Source organism: Mycolicibacterium madagascariense (genome assembly GCF_010729665.1).
GTDB lineage: Bacteria > Actinomycetota > Actinomycetes > Mycobacteriales > Mycobacteriaceae > Mycobacterium > Mycobacterium madagascariense.
Window position 1 is genome coordinate 2,807,986 of record NZ_AP022610.1, and the last position, 19,043, is coordinate 2,827,028.

At 69.1% G+C, this 19,043-nt stretch carries 14 protein-coding genes; 7 read left to right on the top strand and 7 right to left on the bottom strand.

Annotated elements, in window-relative coordinates:
- Positions 1–28 precede the first annotated feature (28 nt).
- Genes lspA through rarD form a run of 3 tightly spaced genes read left to right on the top strand, consistent with a single transcriptional unit; the run spans position 29 to position 2,555 of the window.
- Positions 29–691 (top strand): signal peptidase II, encoded by a 663-nt coding sequence (gene lspA, locus G6N60_RS13205; RefSeq protein WP_163737696.1) that lies wholly within the window; start codon positions 29–31, stop codon positions 689–691.
- Positions 688–1,617, top strand: coding sequence for an RluA family pseudouridine synthase (locus G6N60_RS13210; protein WP_163737699.1), 930 nt, complete (start codon positions 688–690; stop codon positions 1,615–1,617). The genes lspA and G6N60_RS13210 overlap by 4 nt, the downstream gene beginning before the upstream one ends.
- Complete coding sequence (gene rarD, locus G6N60_RS13215; protein ID WP_170312535.1) at positions 1,614–2,555, top strand: EamA family transporter RarD; 942 nt, start codon at positions 1,614–1,616, stop codon at positions 2,553–2,555. Before G6N60_RS13210 ends, rarD begins: the two co-directional genes overlap by 4 nt.
- Positions 2,556–2,711: 156 nt before the next feature.
- On the opposite strand, the gene G6N60_RS13220 is transcribed toward rarD, so the two are convergent.
- Complete coding sequence (locus G6N60_RS13220; protein ID WP_163737708.1) at positions 2,712–2,915, bottom strand: hypothetical protein; 204 nt, start codon at positions 2,913–2,915, stop codon at positions 2,712–2,714.
- 44 nt (positions 2,916–2,959) lie between these two features.
- Here G6N60_RS13220 and G6N60_RS13225 point away from each other — a divergent pair, with 44 nt between their 5' ends.
- Positions 2,960–3,661 carry a TetR/AcrR family transcriptional regulator gene (locus G6N60_RS13225; protein WP_163737710.1) on the top strand — a complete coding sequence of 234 codons (702 nt, stop codon included), beginning with the start codon at positions 2,960–2,962 and terminating at the stop codon, positions 3,659–3,661.
- A gap of 12 nt (positions 3,662–3,673) precedes the next feature.
- Positions 3,674–7,228, top strand: coding sequence for a DNA polymerase III subunit alpha (dnaE, locus tag G6N60_RS13230; RefSeq protein ID WP_163737713.1), 3,555 nt, complete (start codon positions 3,674–3,676; stop codon positions 7,226–7,228).
- Positions 7,229–7,250: 22 nt separating this feature from the next.
- On the opposite strand, the gene G6N60_RS13235 is transcribed toward dnaE, so the two are convergent.
- The gene (locus G6N60_RS13235) at positions 7,251–7,448 is read right to left on the bottom strand and encodes a hypothetical protein (RefSeq protein ID WP_163737716.1); all 198 of its coding nucleotides are present in this window, start codon (positions 7,446–7,448) and stop codon (positions 7,251–7,253) included.
- 119 nt (positions 7,449–7,567) lie between these two features.
- Here G6N60_RS13235 and ilvA point away from each other — a divergent pair, with 119 nt between their 5' ends.
- Positions 7,568–8,863 (top strand): threonine ammonia-lyase IlvA, encoded by a 1,296-nt coding sequence (gene ilvA / locus G6N60_RS13240; RefSeq protein WP_163737718.1) that lies wholly within the window; start codon positions 7,568–7,570, stop codon positions 8,861–8,863.
- On the opposite strand, the gene G6N60_RS13245 is transcribed toward ilvA, so the two are convergent.
- The 5 genes from G6N60_RS13245 to G6N60_RS13265 all read right to left on the bottom strand — a co-directional run bounded on the left by G6N60_RS13245 (position 8,837) and on the right by G6N60_RS13265 (position 17,660).
- Entirely contained in the window at positions 8,837–9,280 is a 444-nt protein-coding gene (locus G6N60_RS13245; RefSeq protein ID WP_163737722.1) for a hypothetical protein, read from the bottom strand. The two genes, ilvA and G6N60_RS13245, sit on opposite strands and share 27 nt — an antisense overlap.
- Before the next feature lie 65 nt (positions 9,281–9,345).
- Positions 9,346–11,073 (bottom strand): malto-oligosyltrehalose trehalohydrolase, encoded by a 1,728-nt coding sequence (gene treZ, locus G6N60_RS13250; protein WP_163737725.1) that lies wholly within the window; start codon positions 11,071–11,073, stop codon positions 9,346–9,348.
- On the bottom strand, positions 11,066–13,327 hold the full coding sequence (gene treY / locus G6N60_RS13255; RefSeq protein WP_163737729.1) for a malto-oligosyltrehalose synthase: 2,262 nt from the start codon (positions 13,325–13,327) through the stop codon (positions 11,066–11,068). Before treY ends, treZ begins: the two co-directional genes overlap by 8 nt.
- 1 nt (position 13,328) lies before the next feature.
- Positions 13,329–15,464, bottom strand: coding sequence for a glycogen debranching protein GlgX (gene glgX / locus G6N60_RS13260; protein WP_163737732.1), 2,136 nt, complete (start codon positions 15,462–15,464; stop codon positions 13,329–13,331).
- A 21-nt stretch (positions 15,465–15,485) separates the two neighbouring features.
- Complete coding sequence (locus G6N60_RS13265; protein ID WP_163737735.1) at positions 15,486–17,660, bottom strand: acetyltransferase SucT; 2,175 nt, start codon at positions 17,658–17,660, stop codon at positions 15,486–15,488.
- 79 nt (positions 17,661–17,739) lie between these two features.
- On the opposite strand from G6N60_RS13265, the gene G6N60_RS13270 reads away from it, so the two are divergent.
- Positions 17,740–19,032, top strand: coding sequence for an adenosylmethionine--8-amino-7-oxononanoate transaminase (locus tag G6N60_RS13270; protein ID WP_163737737.1), 1,293 nt, complete (start codon positions 17,740–17,742; stop codon positions 19,030–19,032).
- Positions 19,033–19,043 lie beyond the last annotated feature (11 nt).

The following is a 19,043-nucleotide window of genomic DNA, read 5'->3' on the forward strand; positions in this document are numbered from 1 at the left end:
ACCATCGGGGCTTTGGGATGATGGTCGCGTGACGGAAGAATCAGCGGGACCGGCCGAGCCCGTGACGGCGGGCGACGACACCGTTGCGCCTGCGCCGCGGCGGCGCCGGCTGCGCCTGTTGCTCTCGGTCGCCGGGGTGGTCCTGTTCCTCGACGTGGTGACCAAGGTCCTCGCGGTGCGGCTCCTGACCCCCCGCCAGCCGGTGTCGATCATCGGCGACACGGTGACGTGGACGTTGGTGCGCAACTCCGGCGCCGCGTTCTCGATGGGCACCAGCTACACCTGGATACTGACGCTGGTCGCCTCCGGCGTCGTGGTGGGCATCATCTGGATGGGGCGGCGCCTGGTCTCGCCGTGGTGGGCCCTCGGGCTGGGCATGATCCTCGGCGGGGCGCTCGGCAACCTCGTCGACCGGTTCTTCCGGGCGCCGGGACCCCTGCGCGGCCACGTCGTCGACTTCCTGTCGATCGGGTGGTGGCCGGTGTTCAACGTCGCCGACCCGGCCGTCGTCGGCGGTGCGATCCTGCTGGTGGCACTGTCGTTGTTCGGCTACGACTTCGACACCGAGGGCAGGCGCCGGCCGGAGCGGGCGGCCGAGCCCGCGGCGGCGGTCACCGAGCCCAGCGACCCCGACGCCACGGACGTCGCCGCGACGGACGCCCCCGAGGCCGACGCCGAGCGCGAGGGATGACCACCCGGTCGATGCCGGTGCCGGAGGGCCTGGAGGGCATGCGGGTGGACGCCGGGCTGGCACGGCTGCTCGGGCTGTCCAGGACCGCGGCGGCCGTCATCGCGGAGGACGGCGGCGTCGACCTCGACGGCGCCCCGGTCGGCAAGTCCGACCGCCTCGTCGCCGGGGCGTGGCTCGAAGTCCGTCTCCCGGAAGCGCCTGCGCCACTTGACAATCCGCCGATCGACATCGAGGGCATGGACATCCTCTACGCCGACGACGACATCGTCGCCGTCGACAAGCCCGCCGGCGTGGCCGCCCACGCGTCGGTCGGATGGTCCGGTCCGACGGTGCTGGGCGGGCTGGCCGCCGCAGGCTTCCGGATCACCACCTCGGGCGTCCCCGAACGCAAGGGCATCGTGCAGCGCCTCGACGTCGGCACGTCCGGCGTGATGGTGGTGGCGCTGTCCGAGCACGCGTACACGGTGCTCAAGCGGGCGTTCAAGGAGCGCACCGTCGACAAGCGCTATCACGCGCTGGTGCAGGGCCACCCCGATCCGTCGAGCGGCACCATCGACGCGCCCATCGCCCGGCACCGCAGCAGCGACTGGAAGTTCGCCGTCAGCGAGGGCGGCAGGCACAGCGTCACCCACTACGACACCGTGGAGGCCTTCGTCGCGGCCAGCCTGCTCGACGTCCACCTCGAGACCGGCCGCACCCACCAGATCCGGGTCCACTTCTCGGCTCTGCACCACCCCTGCTGCGGGGATCTGACCTACGGTGCCGACCCGACGCTGGCGAAGCGCCTCGGGCTGGAACGCCAATGGCTGCACGCACGCTCGCTCGCGTTCGCGCATCCCGCCGACGGCCGACGCATCGAGATCACCAGCCCCTACCCGGCCGACCTCCGACACGCGCTCGACGTCCTGCGCCACCACGACACGTGACGACCCGCTCCGACGCCGCGCAGCGACGTCGCGCCGGTGTCGCGTTCGGCATCGGCGCGTACGTCTGGTGGGGGTTGTCCCCGGGGTTCTTCCCCCTGCTGCTGCCCGCCGGCGCGCTCGAGGTACTCGCGCACCGCATCGTGTGGAGTGCCGCGTGCCTGATCGTCGTGCTGCTCGTCGCGCGTCGGATCGGTGATCTGCGCAGGCTCTCCGGCCGCACCTGGCTTCTGCTGGTGGCCTCGTCGGCCCTGATCTCGATCAACTGGGGGATCTACATCTGGGCGGCGACCAACGGACACGTGGTCGACGCCGCCCTCGGATACTTCGCCAACCCCCTGGTGACGGTGGCGCTCGGTGTCCTCGTCTTCCGCGAACGCATCGGCCGCTGGCAGCTGATCGCCCTGGCGCTCGCGGTCGTCGCGGTGGTGATGCTGACCGTCGAGGTGGGCGCGCCGCCCTACGTCGCCGTCGGACTCGCCGTGTCGTTCGCGCTGTACGGTCTGGTCAAGAAGGTGGTGACGGCCGATCCGCGGGTCAGCGTCGCGGTGGAGACGTTCCTGGCGCTGCCGTTCGCGGCCGGCTACCTCGTCGCACTGCAGGTGACCGGTCATGGCCACGTCACGGGGCACGGCTCCTGGCACGCGGTGTTGCTGATGCTGGCGGGTCCGGTCACCGCGGTGCCGCTGCTGCTGTTCGCCGCGGGCGCACAGCGCTTGCCGTTGATCACGATGGGGCTGCTGTTCTACCTGAATCCCGCGTTGCAGATGGCCTGGGGCGTCCTCGTCGGACACGAACCGATGCCCGTCGCCCGCTGGGCCGGGTTCGCCCTGATCTGGGTCGCTCTCGTCGTCCTGACGGTCGGGTCGATCCGCACGTCGTCGACGCCGACGGTCTCCGACGACGTCGAAATGGCCGGGCCGGGTACGCCGTCCCGGTGACGGGTGCAGCCGCTTGACGCCGACGTTTCAAGATTGTTGCCCGGCGAAACATTCGGACCGGCTACGACACGCTGATTCGTCTTGCCACGGCGTGGCGACGGTCGGACCGTCGTGGGCGCGGGGTCGCCGCCACGGGCCCGTCGCGCGGGGGCCCGGTCACCGCACGAGCACGCGAGCGCGCTGCCCGGCCGAGCCCACCACGGCAGCCGCCGACCGCGTCCACCCGGGCACGATGCCGACGCCGGTCCCGAGCAGGCGTCGCGCCGCGGCCGCCGGAGACGGACCGGACAGCCCGCGCGGCGATCTCGTCGACACCCGGGCCACCGGCCCGGCGTCGAACGCCAAGAACTTTGCGGGCAATCAGCGATTGACCAGGTTCCAGCTATGGAATACGGTTTGCCAGCATGGTGCAGTGCGATGATCCGCCGGTGGTGGTCGCGCGGCGTCGCGGGCGCCCCGTCAACTCCGATTCGGCCGAGACCCGCAACCGCATCCTGCGGGCCTCGCGCCAGGTGATCAACGAACGCGGCTACCAGGCCGCGACCTTCCAGGCGATCGCCGTCGCCGCCGATCTGAGCCGTCCCACGCTGCACTACTACTTCGCCACCCGCGAGGAGATCTACCTGACGCTGGTGGCCGAGGCCCGCGACGCGGTGGCCACCTTCGTCGACAGGGCGCGGCGCCGGGCGACCCTGGTCGAACAGTTCACCGCGCTGCTGGAGGCGTTCCAGGACACCGATCTGCTCGATCGCTCCCAGGTGGCCTTCCTGGTGAGCGCCGGACTGGAATCGGTCAGGATCCCGGAACTGCGGGCCCTCGGTGGGTTGGCCCTGCAGGACGTCCTGACCACGCTCGTCACCGAGGCCAGGGACCGCGGCGAGCTCGCCGAGGACGTCGACGTCGGCCCGGTCGCGGAGATGCTCGGCGCGATGCTGTGGGGCGTCAGCTTCTACGCCGGCTTCGTCGGGGACGCCGCCGACCTGACGCCGATCACCGCTCAGCTGCACGCGCTGCTGGCCCACGGTCTGCCGACGCACGCGGCGACGCCGACCCCCCTGCGCGACACGGAAGGCGACACGCCGAGCGTCGTCGGAGGTCGGCAATAGACTGTCGGCCCTATGGCTGATTCGTCCGCTCCCCGCGCCGGCACGTCGTTCGTGCACCTGCACAACCACACCGAATACTCGATGCTGGACGGTGCCGCGAAGGTCAAGCCCATGTTCGCCGAAGCCGCGCGGTTGGAGATGCCCGCAATCGGCATGACCGACCACGGCAACATGTTCGGGGCCAGCGAGTTCTACCACGCGGCAATCGATGTGGGCATCAAGCCGATCATCGGCGTCGAGGCGTACATCGCGCCCGCGTCGCGCTTCGACACCAAGCGCGTGCTGTGGGGTGACCCCAGCCAGAAGTCCGACGACGTCTCCGGCAGCGGCGCCTACACGCACATGACGATGGTCGCGGAGAACGCGACCGGGCTGCGCAACCTGTTCAAGCTGTCGTCGCTGGCGTCCTTCGAGGGCCAGCTCGGCAAGTGGTCCCGGATGGACGCCGAGATCATCGCCGAACACGCCGAGGGCATCATCGCGACCACCGGCTGCCCGTCCGGTGAGGTCCAGACCAGGCTGCGGCTGGGTCACGTCGACGAGGCGGTGGCCGCGGCGGCCAAGTGGCGCGAGATCTTCGGGCCGGAGAACTTCTTCCTCGAGCTCATGGACCACGGTCTCGACATCGAGCGCCGGGTCCGCGAGGGTCTGCTCGAGGTCGGCCGCAAGCTGAACATCCCGCCGCTGGCCACCAACGACTGCCACTACGTCACCCGCGACGCCTCGCGCAACCACGAGGCGCTGCTGTGCGTGCAGACCGGCAAGACGCTGTCGGATCCCACCCGCTTCAAGTTCGACGGTGACGGCTACTACCTGAAGTCCGCCGCGGAGATGCGGGCGCTATGGGACGACCAGGTCCCCGGGGCCTGCGACTCGACGCTGCTGATCGCCGAACGCGTCCAGCCGTACACCGACGTGTGGGCGCCGAAGGACCGGATGCCGATCTTCCCGGTACCCGAGGGACACGACCAAGCGTCGTGGCTGCATCACGAGGTGATGGCCGGCCTGGAGCGCCGATTTCCGGGAGCCGTCGGGCGCGACTACGTCGAGCGCGCCGAATACGAGATCAAGGTCATCTGCGACAAGGGCTTTCCGTCGTACTTCCTCATCGTGGCCGACCTCATCAACTACGCGAAGTCCGTCGACATCCGCGTCGGCCCCGGCCGTGGTTCGGCGGCGGGGTCGCTGGTGGCCTACGCGATGGGCATCACCAACATCGACCCGATCCCGCACGGCCTGCTCTTCGAGCGGTTCCTCAACCCCGAACGGCCGTCGGCACCCGACATCGACATCGACTTCGACGATCGTCGCCGCGGGGAGATGCTGCGCTACGCCGCCAACCGCTGGGGCAGCGACCGGGTGGCCCAGGTCATCACGTTCGGCACCATCAAGACCAAGGCGGCACTGAAGGATTCGGCTCGGGTCAACTACGGCCAGCCGGGCTTCGCGATCGCCGACCGGATCACCAAGGCGCTGCCGCCGCCGATCATGGCCAAGGACATTCCGCTCTCGGGGATCACCGACCCCACCCACGAGCGGTACAAGGAGGCCGCCGAGGTCCGCAGCCTGCTCGACACCGACCCCGACGTCCGGGCGATCTACGAGACCGCGCGCGGGCTGGAGGGGCTGGTGCGCAACGCCGGCGTGCACGCGTGCGCGGTCATCATGAGCTCCGAGCCGCTCATCGAGGCGATCCCGCTGTGGAAGCGGCCGCAGGACGGCGCGGTCATCAGCGGCTGGGACTACCCGTCGTGCGAGGCCATCGGCCTGCTGAAGATGGACTTCCTCGGCCTGCGCAACCTGACGATCATCGGCGACTGCATCGAGAACATCCGCGCCAACCGCGGCATCGACGTCGACCTGGAGTCGCTCAACCTCGACGACCCCAGGGCCTATGAACTGCTGGGCCGCGGTGACACCCTCGGTGTGTTCCAGCTCGACGGTGGCCCGATGCGCGATCTGCTGCGCCGCATGCAGCCCACCGAGTTCAACGACATCGTCGCGGTGCTCGCGCTGTACCGCCCCGGCCCGATGGGCATGAACGCCCACAACGACTACGCCGACCGCAAGAACGGTCGGCAGGCCATCAAGCCGATCCATCCCGAGCTGGAGGAACCGCTGCGGGAGATCCTCTCGGAAACCTACGGCCTGATCGTCTACCAAGAGCAGATCATGTTCATCGCCCAGAAGGTCGCGGGCTACTCGATGGGCAAGGCCGACGCGCTGCGCAAGGCCATGGGCAAGAAGAAGCTCGAGGTGCTCGAGGCGGAGTACAAGGGCTTCCGCGAGGGCATGACCGCCAACGGGTTCTCCGAGGCCGCGGTGAAGGCGTTGTGGGACACCATCCTTCCGTTCGCCGGGTATGCGTTCAACAAGTCCCACGCGGCCGGCTACGGGCTGGTCTCCTACTGGACGGCGTACCTCAAGGCGAACTTCCCCGCCGAGTACATGGCGGGCCTGCTCACCTCGGTCGGCGACGACAAGGACAAGGCCGCGGTGTATCTCGCCGACTGCCGCAGGCTCGGCATCACGGTGCTGCCGCCCGACGTCAACGAGTCCGAGCTCAACTTCGCCTCGGTGGGCGTGGACATCCGCTTCGGACTCGGCGCCGTGCGCAACGTCGGCGCCAACGTCGTGGCGTCGCTGATCGCCACCCGCAACGACAAGGGCAAGTACACCGACTTCTCCGACTACCTCAACAAGATCGAGGTCACCGCGTGCAACAAGAAGGTGACGGAATCGCTGATCAAGGCCGGGGCCTTCGACTCGCTCGGCCACTCCCGCAAGGGCCTGTTCCTCATCCACACCGATGCCGTCGACTCGGTGCTCGGGACGAAGAAGGCCGAGGCGATGGGTCAGTTCGACCTCTTCGGCGGGGCCGATACGGCGACGGACGCCGTCTTCGCGATCAAGGTGCCCGACGAGGAGTGGGAGGACAAGCACAAGCTGGCCCTCGAGCGAGAGATGTTGGGGCTCTACGTGTCCGGGCATCCGCTCGACGGCGTGGCGCACCTGCTGGCCAGCCAGGTCGACACCGCCATCCCCGCGATCCTGGACGGCGACGTCGCCAACGAGGCCCAGGTGCGCGTCGGGGGCATCCTGGCGTCGGTCAACCGCAGGGTGAACAAGAACGGAATGCCCTGGGCGTCAGCACAATTGGAGGATCTCACCGGCGGCATCGAGGTGATGTTCTTCCCGCACACCTATTCGACGTTCGGCGCCGACATCGCCGACGACACCGTGGTGATCGTCAGCGGAAAGGTGAACTCCCGCGACGACCGGCTCTCGCTGATCGCCAACGATCTCATCGTGCCGGACTTCACCAACGCCCAGGCCGATCGGCCGGTGGCGGTCAGCCTGCCCACCCGGCAGTGCACGGTCGAGAAGGTCGGCGCCCTCAAGCAGGTGCTCGCCAACCACCCCGGCACGTCACAGGTGCGGCTGCGGTTGATCAGCGGTGACCGCATCACGACCCTCGAACTCGATCAGGGGTTGCGGGTGACGCCGTCCTCGGCACTGATGGGGGATCTCAAGGCGTTGCTCGGTCCCGGCTGCCTCGGGGGCTGAACGGGACGGGGCCCCCGGGCGGTCAGGCGGCCCGGGAGCCGACGATCGACAGGGCCAGCCACGTGACCGCCGCCGCCGCCGAGCCCGCGAGTACCGCGGGGGCCAGGCTCGTCGTGATCAGTCCGACCACCACCAGGACCAGGGCTCCGATCGCCAGTGCCAGCAGCTTGTAGACCGGCCACGGCACCCCGGCGATCTGCACTTCGGTGGCTATCGTCATGACACGACGATAACTCGTAACCGTGATTTCGGGTACCCGAAACACCGATTTCGGGTCATGGACGCGGACCGGCCGTCCGTGCTTTTTGCCACGGGAGGAGGGAGTGGCACGATTGACCGGTGTCCGCCGAACTGAGTCAGACCTCTCGCCGTCCCGCGCCGCTGTGCGCCTCGGACATCGACGAGGCCGCTCAGCGAATTTCGGGCGTCGTCTCGGTCAGTCCGCTGCAGTACAGCGACCGGCTGTCGGCGATCACGGGTCTGCAGGTCTACCTCAAGCGCGAGGACCTGCAGGCCGTCCGCAGCTACAAGCTGCGCGGCGCCTACAACCTGCTCATGCAGCTGACGCCCGCCGAGATCGCGGCCGGCGTCGTCTGCTCGTCGGCGGGCAACCACGCGCAGGGGTTCGCGCTGGCGTGCCGCTCGATGGGCATCCACGGACGCGTCTACGTCCCCGCCAAGACGCCCAAGCAGAAGCGTGACCGGATTCGCTACCACGGCGGCGAGTTCATCGAGCTGATCGTCGGCGGCGCGACCTATGACCTGGCGGCCGCGGCCGCCGCCGAGGACGTCGCGCAAACGGGCGCCACCCTCGTCCCGCCCTACGACGACCTGCGCACCATGGCCGGCCAGGGCACGATCGCCGTCGAGATCCTCGAACAGCTCGAGGCAGAGCCCGACCTCGTCATCGTCCCGGTCGGGGGCGGCGGCTGCATCAGCGGCATCACCACCTACCTGGCCGAGCGCACCACCACGACGTCGGTGCTCGGCGTCGAACCGGCGGGCGCCGCGGCGATGGTCGCGGCCCTGGCCACCGGTGAGCCGGTCACCCTGGAGCACGTGGACCAATTCGTCGACGGCGCGGCGGTCGCCCGCGCGGGTGCGCTGCCCTACGCCGTGCTGTCCGCGGCGGGGGACATGGTCTCCCTCACCGCCGTCGACGAGGGTGCGGTCTGCACCGCGATGCTCGACCTCTATCAGAACGAGGGGATCATCGCCGAGCCCGCGGGTGCGCTCTCGGTCGCCGGGCTGATGGAGGCGGTGTCGGACGGTTCGGTCGAACCGGGGTCGACCGTGGTCTGCCTCATCTCCGGCGGCAACAACGACGTCTCCCGCTACAACGAGGTGCTGGAGCGCTCGCTGGTGCACCTCGGCCTCAAGCACTACTTCCTCGTCGACTTCCCGCAGGAGCCCGGCGCCCTGCGGCGCTTCCTCGACGAGGTGCTCGGACCGGGTGACGACGTCACGCTCTTCGAGTACGTCAAGCGCAACAACCGCGAGACGGGGGAGGCGCTCGTCGGCGTCGAACTGAGCTCGGCCAAGGACTACGACGGGCTGCTCGCGCGAATGCGGTTGTCCGACATGCACGTCGAGGCGCTCGAGCCGGGCTCACCGGCCTACCGCTACCTGACCTGAGCCCGATTCCAGGATCAGCAGCCGGTCGTCGGTCGCCAGGCACACCGGCTCGATCGGCACGCCGAACTCGGCGGCGATCTCGGTCAGCAGCTGCGCCCAGCGCCGGTCCGACGGGCAGACGGCGCCCTCGCCCGGCCGCGTCAGTAGCAGCGCGACGGTGTGTCCCTCGCGGGCGTCGAGGATCTCGCGCAGCGCCACCATCAGATTCCGCACCAGGCCCGGCTGCGGGTACCTGTCGACGGGCACGTCGCTGAGGATCTTCAGCATGCGCCGGTCCGGTCCCACGAAGACGAAGCGAAGCAACCGTTCGCCGAAGCCGCCCGGACCCATCAGCGCTCGCCACCGCTGCCGCAGATCCGCCGTGGAGCCGATGGGGTCGGTGGCCGTGTCGGCGGGCGGGATGTCTCGAGTCGTCATGGCACCGAGCATGGACGACTACGGGATTCCGCGCGGAATTCATCCACAGCCGCGCGGCCTGTGGATCAGCCGGTGCGCACGATCGCGAACGAGTGTCCCGGCAGCGTAGTGTGTTCGCCCACCGTGGGTTCGGTCGACGCCAGCACCACCTCGCCGGTGACCGGCACGGTCACCGGATCGGTGCCGAGGTTGCAGGCGACGGCGAAGGCGCCGCGGTAGAGCGTGATCCACCGCCGGTCCTCGTCGTAGTCGATCCGGAGGTGGTCGAGCCAGGGGTCGGCGAAGTCCGGCTCGTCGTGCCGCAGGGCGATGAGCTGGCGGTACAGCGCGCCGAGCCGCCCGTGCTCACCGGTGTCCACCTCGTCCCACTTCAGCTTCGAGCGGGCAAAGGTCTCGGGGTCCTGCGGGTCGGGAATGTCGTCGGCATCCCAGCCGTGCGAGGAGAACTCGGCCTTGCGCCCCTCGGCCGTGGCCTTGGCCAATTCGGGCTCCGGATGGGACGTGAAGAACTGGAACGGGCTCGAGGACCCCCACTCCTCGCCCATGAACAGCATGGCGGTGTAGGGCGAGGCGAGCACCAGGGCGGCCTTCACCGCGAGCTGACCGAAGTCGAGGTTCTGCGAGGGGCGGTCTCCGACGGCCCGGTTGCCGACCTGGTCGTGATCGGAGGTGTACGCCAGGAGTCGGGTGGCCGGGATGGTCGCCGTGTCCAGCGGCCTGCCGTGCCGCCGGTGCCGGAACGACGAATAGGTGGCGGCGTGAAAGAAGCCGTGCCGCAACGTCTTCGCGAGCGACTCCAGCGAGCCGAAGTCCGAGTAGTAACCCTGGCGTTCGCCGGACACCGCGGTGTGGATGGCGTGGTGGATGTCGTCGTCCCACTGGGCGGTCAAGCCGTACCCACCGCGATCGCGTGGCGTGATGAGCCTTGGGTCGTTGAGGTCGCTCTCGGCGATGAGCGACAGCGGACGCCCCAATTGCTCGGCGAGAGCGTCGGTTTCGGCCGACATCTCCTCGAGGATGTGGATGGCCGTGCGGTCGGCGAGCGCGTGCACGGCGTCCAGGCGCAGACCGTCGACGTGGAAGTCCCGCATCCAGCGCAGCGCGCAGTCCAGGATGTAGCGGCGCACTTCGTCGGCCCCCGCCTCGGAGACGTTGACGCCCTGCCCCCAGCCGGTGTTCGACTCGGTCAGGTAGGGCCCGTACCTCGGCAGGTAGTTGCCCGACGGCCCGAGGTGGTTGAACACCGCATCGATGAGGACGCCGAGACCGCGCTCGTGGCAGGCGGTCACGAATCGCACCAGCGCGTCGGGGCCGCCGTACGCCTCGTGGACGGCGTACCAGAGCACGCCGTCGTAACCCCAGCCGTGGGTGCCGCCAAAGGCGTTGAGCGGCATCAGTTCCACGAAGTCGACGCCGACGTCGACGAGGTAGTCGAGCTTCTCGATCGCCGAGTCCAGCGTGCCCGTCGGTGTGAACGTGCCGACGTGCAGCTCGTAGATCACGCCGCCCTCGACGGAGCGCCCCTGCCACGCCGTGTCCGACCACGCCACGGTCGACGGGTCCCACAGCTGCGAGCGCTCGTGGACGCCGTCGGGCTGCCGTGGCGAACGCGGATCCGGTAGCACGGTCGGGTCGTCGTCGAGGACGAACCCGTAGCGGCTGTCGACGTGCGCGTCCACGACGGCACGCCACCAGCCGTCGGAGTCGCGGGTCATCGGGTGCAGGGTGCCGTCGACGTCGACCTGAACCCGTTCGGGAATCGGTGCCCAGACGGCGAATTCATGATCAGGCACGGGTGCGCTCCAAGAGTGTGGCGGGCAGGTCGGTGAACAACTCGGCGGCGTCGGCGCGCCCGCTGAAGGTACGGCCGGTCACCCGGTCGACCCACTCGCCGTCGGGTAGGGGCAATGAGGTGTCGCCCCAACCGGTTTCGCTCAGAGTGACGGTCCAGCGCCGCACGGCGACCAGCACGTCGTCCCCGCGCAGGAAGGCGACGAGGTGCGCGGCGGCGGCGCCGTCGGCCAGGACGGGTGCGTACCCGCCGTGCAGGTAGGTCTGCGGCCGGTCGGACCGCGAGTGCAGGGCGGCCGTGACGAGCCGGATCTTCGCGTCGTCGGCGTCGGACAGCGCCCGACGTCGCAGACCGTAGTCGACGGGACGGCGGTTGTCCGGGTCGACGAGGCTGTCGTCCCACAGTTCGGTGCCCTGGTAGACGTCGGGGACGCCGGGCACGGTGAGCGACAGCAGCTTCTGCACCTGCGAGTCGTTGCGCGCGTGCTCGTCCAATTGCGCGACGAGACTGGACATCTCGACACCGACGGGTCCGTCGATCACGTCGTCGAGCCAGGCATGGACCGCGCTCTCGAACGCCTCGTCCGGATCGTTCCACGTGGTGTGCAGACCCGACTCCCTGATGGCCTTCTCGGTGTAGTCGTGCAGCCGGGACCGCAGCTCGTCACCGACCCCACCGTGGGCGGGCCATACGCCGAAGACGTTCTGCAGCAGGAAGAGTGCGGTCGGCCCGTCCGGCGGCGCCGCGGCGTCCAACCACTTCCCGATGAGCTCCTGCCACAGCGAATGCACCTGGGACAGCACGCCGATGCGCGCCCGGACGTCCTCGCTGCGCTTGGTGTCATGGGTCGAGAGCGTGACCATGGCCGACGGCCAGTACCGGGCGCGCTGGGCGGAGTCGTAGTGGAACTCGGCGGCCGACACCCCGAAGCGGTCCGGCTCGCCGCCCACCTCGTTGAGCGACACCAGCCGGGCGTCGCGGTAGAACAGGCAGTCCTCGACGGACTTCGCGGTGACCGCGCCGCACAGCTGTTGGATGCGGGTGGCCGGCTCGAGGTGGTCGAGCGCGGCGGCGACGAGCAGCAGCGGCTCGTTCAAGTCCGGTCGGGCGGAGGCGGTTTCGGCCAGCGCCGCGGGCATGATCGCCGCGAGCCCGCGGTAGTCGGAGCGGTAGACGCCGATGTGCGAGAGTAGAGCGGCGACCGCGTCGGGCACCTGCGGATGGTCGGCGCCGACGGCGGCCACGATCGCGCGGTGCACCCGGGCCAACTCGCTGGACAGCGTGGTGGTGGCCGTGACGATCTTCAGCTGAGCCGTCACCTCGTCCAGCGGTTCTCCCTCACCGGCCGCGGCCGGATCGACGAGCAGGCCGCCGATCTCGCGCAGGGCGTCGTACCCGGTGGTGCCCGCGACCGGCAGAGTCGGCTCCAGCGCCTCGTCGGGGGCGAGGATCTTCTCGATCACGATCCAGGCGTCGGGTCCGGTGAGCTCGCGCAGCCACTCGAGATAGCCTGCGGGATCGGACAATCCGTCCGGATGGTCGATGCGCAGACCGTCGACGAGACCCTCGGTGAACCACCGCTTGACCTCCACGTGGGTGGCGTCGAAGACGGCGCGATCCTCCTGGCGGAGACCGGCCAGCGACGTGATGGAGAAGAAGCGACGGTAGCCGCACACGTTGTGCTTCCAGCCGATCAGTGCGTAGTTCTGCCGCTGGTACACCTCGGCGGCGGTGCCGCTGCCCGTGCCCGGCGCGATCGGCCAGGTGCGGTCCCCGAGCCGCAGGACGTCACCGTCGACGTCGAGATCGTCGAGGTCGCCGTCGTCGCCGAGGACGGGCAGCACGATCTTGCCCTGCGGGTCCAGCGTCCAGTCGACGTCGAAGTACGCCGCGTACTGCGAATCGCGACCGTGGGCGAGCAGATCCCACCACCACGCGTTCTGCGTCGGGTCGTCGACGCCGAGGTGATTGGGGACGATGTCGACGACGAGCCCCATGCCGCGCTCGTGGATGGCGTGCGAGAGTTCGGCGAACCCCTCGGGCCCGCCGAGCTCGGCCGAGACCGTCGTGGGGTCGGTGACGTCGTACCCGTGGGTGGAACCGCGGCTGGCGGTGAAGATCGGCGAGAGGTAGACGTGCGAAACCCCAAGTGCCTGAAGGTAATCGAGCTGCTCTGCGGCATCGGCCAAGGTGAAGGCCTGCCCGCTGGCGGCGCCGCGCATCTGCAGCCGGTAGGTCGAGAGAACGGGTGTCATGTCAGGCCGTCTTCCGAAGCACGAGGAGGGAACGACCCTGCACGGTGAAGACGTCGCCCGCCTTCACCACCAGGACGCTGGTGCCGGTCGGCACGGCCGAATCGACTTCGGCGGACCACTGAGCGGCGTAATCGCCTTCGGCGGCGGTGAATTCGACGGGTTTGGAGTGGGCGTTGAAGCACAGCAGGAAGGTGTCGTCGACGACGCGCTCGCCACGGGCGTCGGGCGCGGGAATCGCCTCGCCGTTGAGGAACACGGCCACGCACTTGAAGCCCGCGTTCCAGTCGGCGGGCGTCATCGGCTTGCCCGCCGAGGTCAGCCACGCGATGTCGCGGATCTCTTCGTCGCCGCTGCGGATGAGCTTGCCGTCGAAGAACCGCCGACGGCGAAACACCGGGTGGTTCTTGCGCAGCGTGGTCACCGTGCGCGCGAAGGTCATCAGATCGGCGTTGGTCTCGCACAGCGACCAGTCCATCCAGGCGATCTCGGAGTCCTGGCAGTACACGTTGTTGTTGCCGCCCTGCGTGCGGCCGATCTCGTCGCCATGGCTGATCATCGGCGTGCCCTGACTGACCATCATCGTGGCCAGCATGTTGCGCATCTGCCGACCGCGCAGTTCCAGGATGGCCGGGTCGTCGGTGGGTCCCTCCACCCCGCAGTTCCACGACCGGTTGTGGCTCTCGCCGTCACGGTTGTGTTCGCCGTTGGCCTCGTTGTGCTTCTCGTTGTAGGACACCAGATCCGCGAGTGTGAAGCCGTCGTGGGCGGTGACGAAGTTGATGCTCGCACTCGGACGCCGACCGGTCGCCTCGTAGAGGTCGGAGGAACCGGTCAGTCGGGAGGCGAACTCGTTGAGGGTTGCGGGTTCTCCCCGCCAGTAGTCGCGCACAGTGTCGCGGTATTGCCCGTTCCACTCCGTCCACAAACCAGGGAAGTTCCCCACCTGATATCCGCCCTCGCCGATGTCCCACGGCTCGGCGATGAGCTTGACCTGACTGATCACCGGGTCCTGCTGCACGAGGTCGAAGAACGCCGACAGCCGGTCGACGTCGTAGAACTCGCGGGCGAGTGTCGAGGCCAGGTCGAAGCGGAACCCGTCGACGTGCATGTCCATCACCCAGTACCGCAGCGAGTCCATGATGAGCTGAAGCGAGTGGGGGTGGCGCACGTTGAGGCTGTTGCCGGTGCCGGTGAAGTCCTTGTACAGCCGCAGATCACCGTCGAGCAGCCGGTAGTAGCCCGCGTTGTCGATGCCGCGGAAGTTGATCGTCGGGCCGAGGTGGTTGCCCTCGGCGGTGTGGTTGTAGACGACGTCGAGGATGACCTCGATGCCCGCCGCGTGGAAGGACCGGACCATGTTCTTGAACTCGGCGACCGCACCGCCCGCGGTCTGATTGGCCGCGTACTGGTGGTGCGGGGCGAAGAAGCCAAAGGTGTTGTAGCCCCAGTAGTTTCGCAGACCCAGGTCCAGCAGCCGGTGGTCGTGCATGAACTGGTGCACCGGCATCAACTCGATCGCCGTGACGTTGAGTGACTTGAGGTGCTCGATGATGACCGGATGGCACAGCCCCGCGTAGGTGCCGCGCTGCTCTGCCGGCACGCCGGGATGGGTCTGGGTCATGCCCTTGACGTGCGCCTCGTAGATGACCGTCTCGTGGTACGGCGTGGCGGGGGCGCGGTCGGAGCCCCAGTTGAAGTATGGGTTGATGACGACGCTGGTCATCGTGTGGCCCAGCGAGTCCACCCTGGGCGGGGTACCGCCCGAGGCGAGGTCCTTGGCCGTCAGGTCATAGGAGTACAGCGCCTGGGTGAAGTCGAAGTCGCCGTGGAACGACTTGCCGTAGGGATCCAGCAGGAGCTTGGAGGGGTCGCAGCGATGTCCGTCCCTCGGTGCCCACGGCCCGTACACCCGGAAGCCGTAGCGCTGCCCGGGGGAGATCGTCGGCAGGTAGGCGTGCCAGACGTAGCCGTCCACCTCGTCGAGGTTGATGCGCTCCTCGCGGCCGTCCTTGCCGATCAGGCACAGTTCGACCTTCTCGGCGACCTCGGAGAACAGCGAGAAGTTCGTTCCCGCACCGTCGTACGCAGCCCCGAGGGGATAGGCGGCACCCGGCCAGATCGCGGAGACCACAGTCATTTGCTCCTCACGTACGCGAGGTCACCACCAGCCGGTGGCGGCCGCGATCTGGCGCCCCAACTCTGGGGTCATGGTTCGCATGTAGGTCGCGGAGATGTGGTGAGAGTCGTGATACACCAACACGTTTCCCTCCACAGCGCGACAGTAGTCCGGACGGCACACCGCGGCACTCATGTCGAGCGGCTTCAGCAGCGGGAACTGCTTGACGAAGTCGAGAGTGGGGTTGCGGTCGGACAGTACCTTGGAGCGGGCGATGCCGCACGAAGTGGCGTCCCCGCCGTCGGCCAGGCAGTCGGCCGGGAAGAACGGCTGACCGTCGCGGACCAGCCACGGGGTGTCGCGCATGGCCAGTACCGGGATGCCCGCCGCGGCCAACTGCTGCCAGATGCCGATGTAGAAGCCAGGCATCACGTCGCCGTCCTTGATGTTCCAGGGCCGGGTGGACGTGGTGAAGACGTAGTCGGGGTGGTCGGCGATGAGGCGTGGCATCACCTTCTCGTTCCACTCCCGGCAGTTCGGGTAGGGCCGGTTGTCGCCCATCACCAACGGGTTCTGCTCCGTGGTCAGCGGACAGCCCATCTTGAGGTAGGTGACGATCTTCACGTGGTGCAGGCGGCCGAGGATGTCCAGCGCGGTGATCCAGTGCTCGGCGTGCGACCCGCCCGCCACGGCGATGGTGCGGGTGGCCGTCGGATCCCCGTAGGTGCAGTTGATGACGTCGACGTTGGAGAAGTCGCTGATGCAGCCCTGCTTCGTCGAGATGGGGACGTCGTCCTTGGCCTCCAGGACGGTGGGCCGCATCGGCAGCTTGGGCACGCGCACGTGGTCGATGAGGGCGCGGGCGCCCGGGTAGTCCCGCGGTGAGAGCCCGGCCAGTTCCTTGCCGTTGGCGCGCTGGGTGTCCATGTGCTCGCGCCACGTGAACGACGTCGCCGTCAGCGCGACCGCGAGCAGCGTCACGATCGTGCCCATGACGAGGGTCGGCCATCGGCGCCGGGTGCGCAGCGGGGCCCCGGCGATTGGCGCGGCCGGCTCCGACTTGCGTAGCCGCAGGGGCTCCTCGACGAACCTGGTCGTCAGCCATGCCAGCACCCCCGAGACGAGGATGATGAGGGCGCCCTCGACGACGTCGGCGTGGTTGTGGCCCGAATAGGAGAGCCAGAAGATCAGCAGCGGCCAGTGCCACAGGTACAGCGAGTAGGCCATCGACCCGAGGGCGACGAACGGCGCGGTGGCCAGCAGACGGCTCGCGGCGGGGAGGCGGCCGTCGGCAGCGAGGTGCGGGTCGGCCATCCGGTTGGCGCCGCTGAGGATGAACAGCACCGTCGCTCCGACCGGCACCAGCGCCCACGGACCGGGGAACTCCTTGACGCCGTCGATGAACGCCCCGCAGGACAGGATCGCGACGAGCGCCACCGCGGCCGCGGTCGAACGCAGCCACGACGGCCACCGCACGTGGGGGACCACCGCACCGACGAGGGCACCCACCAGCAGTTCCCAGGCGCGCGCGAAGCTGTCGTAGTAGGCCGTGGACTGGTCGGCGTCGTGCGAGACGATGGCGTACCAGAACGATGCGACGCTGAGCGCGCTCAGCAACACGATCAGCGCCAGCCTGGTGTGCGAGCGCAACCGCTTGCGGAATAGCAGGGCGAACCCGTAGACCACGGCGAGCAGTGCGATGTAGAACTGCCCCTGCACCGACATCGACCAGATGTGCTGCAGCGGGCTGACCGCCTCGCCCGCGCGCAGGTAGTTCGACGCCGTCACGGCCAGTTCCCAGTTCTGGTAGTAGCCGAGACTGGCCAGGGTCTGGTCGGCGAAGGCCTCCCAGCGCGTGACGGGCTGGATCAGGATCGTCAGCACCGTCGACGCGGCCAACACCACCACCAGCGCCGGCAGCAACCGCCGGATCAGGCGCTTCACCTCGGGCACCGGCGACAGCGAGGAACCCGGGTCCAACGCGGTGCGCAGCAACCGGCCGCCGAAGAAGAAACCCGACAGCGCCAGGAACACGTCGACGCCACCGGACACCCTGCCGAACCAGATGTGGAACATCGCGACGAGCGCAATGGCGATGCCGCGCAGCCCATCCAGATCGTGGCGGTAGAACCCGGACGTCCGGGTGCCCATCACGGCGCGCTGTGGAGAACCGGATGGCGCGGCGGACGCCGCCCGGGCGGGGGAGAGGGTCAACATGGTCGTCGGACAATCTACCGAACGCGGCTGCAAACGGGCGTTTTGTCAGGAGCGCCCGGCTCGGGGAAGCATGGTGCGAATGCCGCCCTTGACACCCGGTCAGATCAGCGCCATCGATGCCGCGCACGTGTGGCATCCCTACAGCCGGATCGCCGCCGATGCGTTGCCCCCGGTGGTGGCGGTGGGTGCGCACGGCGCCTCGCTGACGGTGATCGACGACGGCGAGCCGATCGAGGTGCTCGACGCGATGAGCTCCTGGTGGACCGCGATCCACGGCCACGGCCACCCGGTGCTGGACGCCGCCATCACCCGCCAGCTCGCCACGATGAACCACGTGATGTTCGGTGGTCTGACCCACGAACCCGCCGCCCGCCTGGCCGAGTTGCTGGTGGCGATCACGCCCGACGGCCTGGACACGGTCTTCTTCAGCGACTCGGGATCGGTCGCCGTCGAGGTCGCCGCGAAGATGGCGCTGCAGTATCAGCGCAGCCACGGCAAGCCCGGCAAGCACCGGTTGATGACGTGGCGCGGCGGCTACCACGGCGACACCTTCACCCCGATGAGCGTGTGCGATCCCGAGGGCGGCATGCATGCGATCTGGACCGACGTCCTGATGCCGCAGGTGTTCGCGCCCCAGGTCCCCAACGCCTACGACCCCGCCTACTCCGCCGCCTTCGAGGCGCAGTTGGCCGAACACGCCGACCAGGTCGCGGCCGTCATCGTCGAACCCGTGGTCCAGGGCGCGGGCGGGATGCGCTTCCACGACCCGCGCCATCTGGTCGACCTCCGCGCCGCCTGCACCCGCCACGACGTGCTGCTCGTCTTCGACGAGATCGCCACGGGGTTCGGCAGGACCGGGGAACTGTTCGCCGCCGACCACGCCGGGGTGCGTCCCGACGTGATGTGCGTCGGCAAGGCGCTCACCGGCGGCTACCTGACCCTGGCGGCAACGCTGTGCACCGGCGACGTCGCGCGGACCATCAGCACCGGAGACCCGGGGGCGCTCATGCACGGCCCGACGTTCATGGCCAACGCGCTCGCGTGCGCGGTGTCGGTGGCGTCGGTGGAGTTGTTGCTCGGTCAGGACTGGCGCTCGCGGGTGCGCGAGATCGAGTCGGGGTTGGTGGCCGCCCTCGCCCCGGCCAGAGAGCTCGCCAACGTCGCCGACGTGCGCGTGCTCGGCGCCATCGGCGTCGTGGAGATGACGCAGCCGGTCGACATGGGGGTCGCGACGGCGGCCGCGCTGCGGCACGGGGTGTGGCTGCGCCCCTTCCGCAACCTGGTCTATGCGATGCCGCCCTACGTGTGCACGCCCGAGGAGGTGGCGTGCATCGGCTCGGCGATGGTCGGCGTCGCGCGTGCGCTAACCTGAACGGCGTTCAA

Bases quoted from the DNA above. Each gene is read 5' to 3' on its own strand.
- G6N60_RS13270 (WP_163737737.1), top strand. From the start codon at position 17,740: ATGCCGCCCTTGACACCCGGTCAGATCAGCGCCATCGATGCCGCGCAC.
- G6N60_RS13235 (WP_163737716.1), bottom strand. From the start codon at position 7,448: ATGACGATAGCCACCGAAGTGCAGATCGCCGGGGTGCCGTGGCCGGTC.
- G6N60_RS13210 (WP_163737699.1), top strand. From the start codon at position 688: ATGACCACCCGGTCGATGCCGGTGCCGGAGGGCCTGGAGGGCATGCGG.
- treY (WP_163737729.1), bottom strand. From the start codon at position 13,327: ATGACACCCGTTCTCTCGACCTACCGGCTGCAGATGCGCGGCGCCGCC.
- dnaE (WP_163737713.1), top strand. From the start codon at position 3,674: ATGGCTGATTCGTCCGCTCCCCGCGCCGGCACGTCGTTCGTGCACCTG.
- G6N60_RS13245 (WP_163737722.1), bottom strand. From the start codon at position 9,280: ATGACGACTCGAGACATCCCGCCCGCCGACACGGCCACCGACCCCATC.
- glgX (WP_163737732.1), bottom strand. From the start codon at position 15,464: ATGACTGTGGTCTCCGCGATCTGGCCGGGTGCCGCCTATCCCCTCGGG.
- G6N60_RS13265 (WP_163737735.1), bottom strand. From the start codon at position 17,660: ATGTTGACCCTCTCCCCCGCCCGGGCGGCGTCCGCCGCGCCATCCGGT.
- G6N60_RS13225 (WP_163737710.1), top strand. From the start codon at position 2,960: ATGGTGCAGTGCGATGATCCGCCGGTGGTGGTCGCGCGGCGTCGCGGG.